Raw genomic sequence first — 3859 nt, forward strand, 5'->3', positions numbered from 1 at the left:
CCCGCCACGGCCCGCGCGGTCACCAGCTGGTGGTTCCCGCGACAGGGGAATCGAAAATGGCTATGAGTAATCCGCCGGGACTCCGGCGGCAGTTGGGTGGCTTTGACGCCACCACTGTGGGAGTCGGCTCCATGATTGGCGCCGGCGTGTTTGTGGTGTTCGCCCCCGCCGCGGCGGCGGCTGGCAGCTGGCTTCCCCTAGCGGTCGCCTTCGCCGGTTTCGTCGCCTATTGCAACGCCGCGGCGTCCGCGCAGCTGGCAGCCGTGCACCCGCACAGCGGCGGCACCTACATTTATGGCCGGCGCCAGCTTGGCCCCTGGCCCGGGTTCATCGCGGGCTGGAGTTTTGTCACCGGAAAAATTGCCTCCTGCGCCGCGATGGCGCTCACCTTCGGGCTGTACGCGGCGCCGGGCTTCGAAACTGCAGCGGCAGTCGCTGCAGTCGTGGGCCTGACGGTGGTCAACCTGCTGGGCGTGGCCCGGACCGCCCTGATGACCCGCATCATCGTCTCGCTGGTGGTGCCCGTCCTGGCCTTCGTGGTGGTGGCCGCCTTCGCTGCGCCGCCGCCGTCCGACCCCGTCCCGCTGCCCACCACCTGGTTAGGGGTGCTGCAGGCCGCAGGGTTGCTGTTCTTCGCGTTCGCCGGATACGCCCGCGTCGCCACGATGGGCGAAGAGGTCCGTGAACCGCAGCGCAACATTCCCAAAGCCATCTTCGGATCCCTCGGCTTCACCCTGGTCCTGTACCTGCTGCTCGCCGTTGGGCTGCTGACCGCTCTGGGCCCGACGACGCTTGCCAACTCGCCGGCACCACTGCGAGAGGTGTTCGCTGCCTCGGCCTCGGGCATCCCGGCGACGGCAGTGACCGTCGCTGCAGCGCTGGCCAGTCTCGGCGCCCTCCTTGCGCTCATCGCCGGGGTCGGCCGGACCACCCTGGCGATGGCGAGGGAAGGCGACCTGCCCAGGGCACTGGCAGGGATCTGGCAGCGGTTCGGGGTCCCCTACGCCGCTGATCTATCGACCGCCGCCGTCGTCATTGGTCTGCTTTTGACCACCGACGTCCTGACGGTGGTCGGCTTCTCCAGTTTCGGCGTCCTGATCTACTACGCGGTCGCAAACCTGTCGGCATTTACCCTGAAGGACCGGCCCTGGCATTCGCCGCGGGCACTGAACGTGGTGGGCTTCGCAGGCTGCGTGCTGCTGGCCCTGACCTTGCCGACGACGTCGGTGCTCACCATGGTGGCGGTCCTGGCGGCAGGATTGCTCGGCCGCGCCGCCGTCACCGGAATCCGACGACGACGCGCCTAAAGGTCTGGTCAGACTCCGCCGGACTCAGCGCGCAGCACCCTCGGAACGAGGTCAGCGGCCGGCGGGGACCAGGTTGCGGGATCCGCCGGTTCCTGGGCGCCCGTGCGGAGATCCTTAACCTCGTGCGTTCCGTCAGCAGCGGTGAACCACACGAAGGGGATCCCGCGACGGTCAGCAAACTTGATCTGCTTGCCAAACTTCTCGGCTGACGCGGCCACCTCGGCCGAGATACCGCGGCCACGCAGGGAGGCAGCGATGTCCTGGGCCGCCGACCATGAGCTGTCGTCGGTCAGCGAGATCAGGACGGCGGTAGGTACCCGACGTGTGACGGCAGTGAAGTTCTGGCTGAGGATCCGCGAGACCAACCGGGTAACCCCAATAGACAGGCCGACACCGGGGAACGTCCGGTTGCCTTTGGCGGCAAGGCTGTCATAGCGGCCGCCGGAACAGATCGACCCCAGCGACTCGTGTCCGTTGAGCACAGTCTCGTAGACAGTGCCGGTGTAGTAATCCAGGCCACGGGCGATGCTCAGGTCAGCAACCACCCGGCCTGGCGCGCGCCGGGATGCCTCGGCGATCACCTGCTCAAGCTCACTCAGACCCTCGTCCAGCAGGGGGTGGGAGACACCGAGGGCACGTACCTGTTCGACGAATGACGTGTCAGCTGTGCGGATTGAGGCAAGGCGGAGGGCAAGCGCAGCCTGCTCGGCAGTCGCTCCGAGCTCGGCCTGGAGCAGCGAGAGAACCTTATCGGCTCCGATCTTCTCCAGCTTGTCGACGCTGCGCAGCACACCGGCAGTGTCGTCGAGGCCGATGCCCCGGTAGAACCCCTCGGCTAGTTTCCGGTTGTTTACGCGCACCGTGAAGTCGGGGATGGGGAGGGCCGACAACGCGTCGACCACCACGAGCGCCAGCTCGACGTCGTACCTGAAGGGGAGGACGCCGTCGCCCACCACATCTATATCCGCCTGGGTGAACTCACGGAACCGTCCGTCCTGGGGGCGCTCCCCTCGCCAGCACTTCTGGATCTGGTAGCGCCGGAAAGGGAAGGCAAGGTGTCCTGAGTTCTCCACAACGTAGCGGGCGAAGGGCACGGTCAGGTCGTAGTGCAGTGCGAGGCCGTCCTCGGCGCTCGCGGCCCGGGCGCCGTCGTCGTCAGCCTGGAGACGCGATACGCCGTAAACCTCTTTGTCGATATCCCCTTTGCGCAGCAGATGGGAAACGGTTTCAACGGCACGGGTTTCAATATTGGAGAAACCATTCAGCTCAAAAGTCTTCCGCAGCGTGTCAAGCACATGCAGCTCTACCAGACGCTCCTCCGGCAGCCATTCTGGAAAACCGGACAGTGATGCCTTGCGTGCCATGCGGCTGAGCTCCTTGAGATACGTGGTGACTGGTTACTGGTGCGCACTTATTTTAGGGGTTTTGGGCTACCCAGGGAAAACGCCCGGTGCCGTGACCGCTCAACATTCCGCAGTGGAGCCCTCGGGCGTAACGTAACCTCTTGGTTGTGACGATAGACTCGATAGCCCTGAACTAATTGCCGCGAGGTAGCAGGCAAACCAACGAGCGAAAGACTTCTAGCGGTGACACAGAGTCAGCAATCCGACGAATCCCCCCGTACCGACGAAACGTCAGGCGACGAGGGACCCGCCACACCCCAGGAGCGGGCGCCGGAGGCTGAGGCTAAGGCTGAGGCTGCACCACCGGTGCCTCGTCCCAGCTCCGCCCCCAGTCCCGCAGCCATGGCTCAGCGCCCCGGAGCCAAGCCCGGAGCCAAGCCAAGCGCCCCCGCCGTCGCTCACCTTGCGCACAGCACTCCCCTGAGCGAGGCTGCCAAGTTCGCCAGGGTTGAAGACGACGGCCACGTCTTCCTGCTCGTGAACGGCGACGAGCACGCGGTAGGGCAATACCCCGACGCGTCAAAGGACGAAGCGCTCGCCTACTTCGTCAGGAAGTACGACGACGTCGTCAGCCAGATTGTGCTCCTGGAGCAGCGTGTCGACGCAAAGGCGCCGTCAGCCGACATGCAGAAGACCGCAGGGCATCTCCGAGAACAGGTTGCAGAGAAAAAGATGGTCGGCGATGTCGTTGCGCTTGATGCGCGGCTGGACGCCCTGACCGGTCTCATCGCGAAGCTGGAGGCAGCTGAGAAAGCGGACCAGGACGCGTTGAAAGCCGCGGAGGTAGCCGCCCGTGAGGCGATTGTTGCTGAGGCCGAGGAGATCGCCGGACGCGACCCTTCCACCGTGCAGTGGAAGGCCAGCAGCACCCGCATGAACGAGCTGTTCGAGACCTGGAAGGCCGCTCAGAAGAACGGTATCCGGCTCGGCCGCGGGACCGAGGACGGGCTGTGGAAGCGTTTCCGTGCGGCACGCACCGTTTTCGATCGTCACCGCAGGGCGTACTTCTCACAGCTTGACACAGACAACGCGTCGGCCAAGCAGGCCAAGGAAGCCCTTATCCAGCAGGCCGAGACGCTGTCCGCCTCAACCGACTGGGGTCACACGGCTGGCGAGTACCGCCGGCTGATGGACGAGTGGAAGGCGTCC

General features: G+C 65.5%; 3 protein-coding genes. 2 read left to right on the forward strand and 1 reads right to left on the reverse strand.

What is annotated here, in order from left to right:
- The first annotated feature begins 56 nt into the window (after positions 1-56).
- On the forward strand, positions 57-1307 hold the full coding sequence (locus Y703_RS0104765) for an APC family permease (RefSeq protein ID WP_026551793.1): 1251 nt from the start codon (positions 57-59) through the stop codon (positions 1305-1307).
- An 8-nt stretch (positions 1308-1315) separates the two neighbouring features.
- Here Y703_RS0104765 and hisS read toward each other — a convergent pair whose 3' ends face one another.
- Complete coding sequence (hisS, locus tag Y703_RS0104770; protein ID WP_026551794.1) at positions 1316-2671, reverse strand: histidine--tRNA ligase; 1356 nt, start codon at positions 2669-2671, stop codon at positions 1316-1318.
- Positions 2672-2893: 222 nt separating this feature from the next.
- Here hisS and Y703_RS21375 point away from each other — a divergent pair.
- The coding region (locus Y703_RS21375; RefSeq protein WP_035763894.1) for a DUF349 domain-containing protein at positions 2894-3859 on the forward strand (966 nt) is incomplete at its 3' end.

The sequence above is a fragment of the Arthrobacter sp. H20 genome, from assembly GCF_000520515.1.
Classification (GTDB): Bacteria; Actinomycetota; Actinomycetes; order Actinomycetales; family Micrococcaceae; genus Arthrobacter_D.

What these genes read in the sequence shown, in the direction of transcription:
- Y703_RS0104765 (WP_026551793.1), top strand. Translation starts at nt 57, where the DNA reads ATGGCTATGAGTAATCCGCCGGGACTCCGGCGGCAGTTGGGTGGCTTT.
- hisS (WP_026551794.1), bottom strand. Translation starts at nt 2,671, where the DNA reads ATGGCACGCAAGGCATCACTGTCCGGTTTTCCAGAATGGCTGCCGGAG.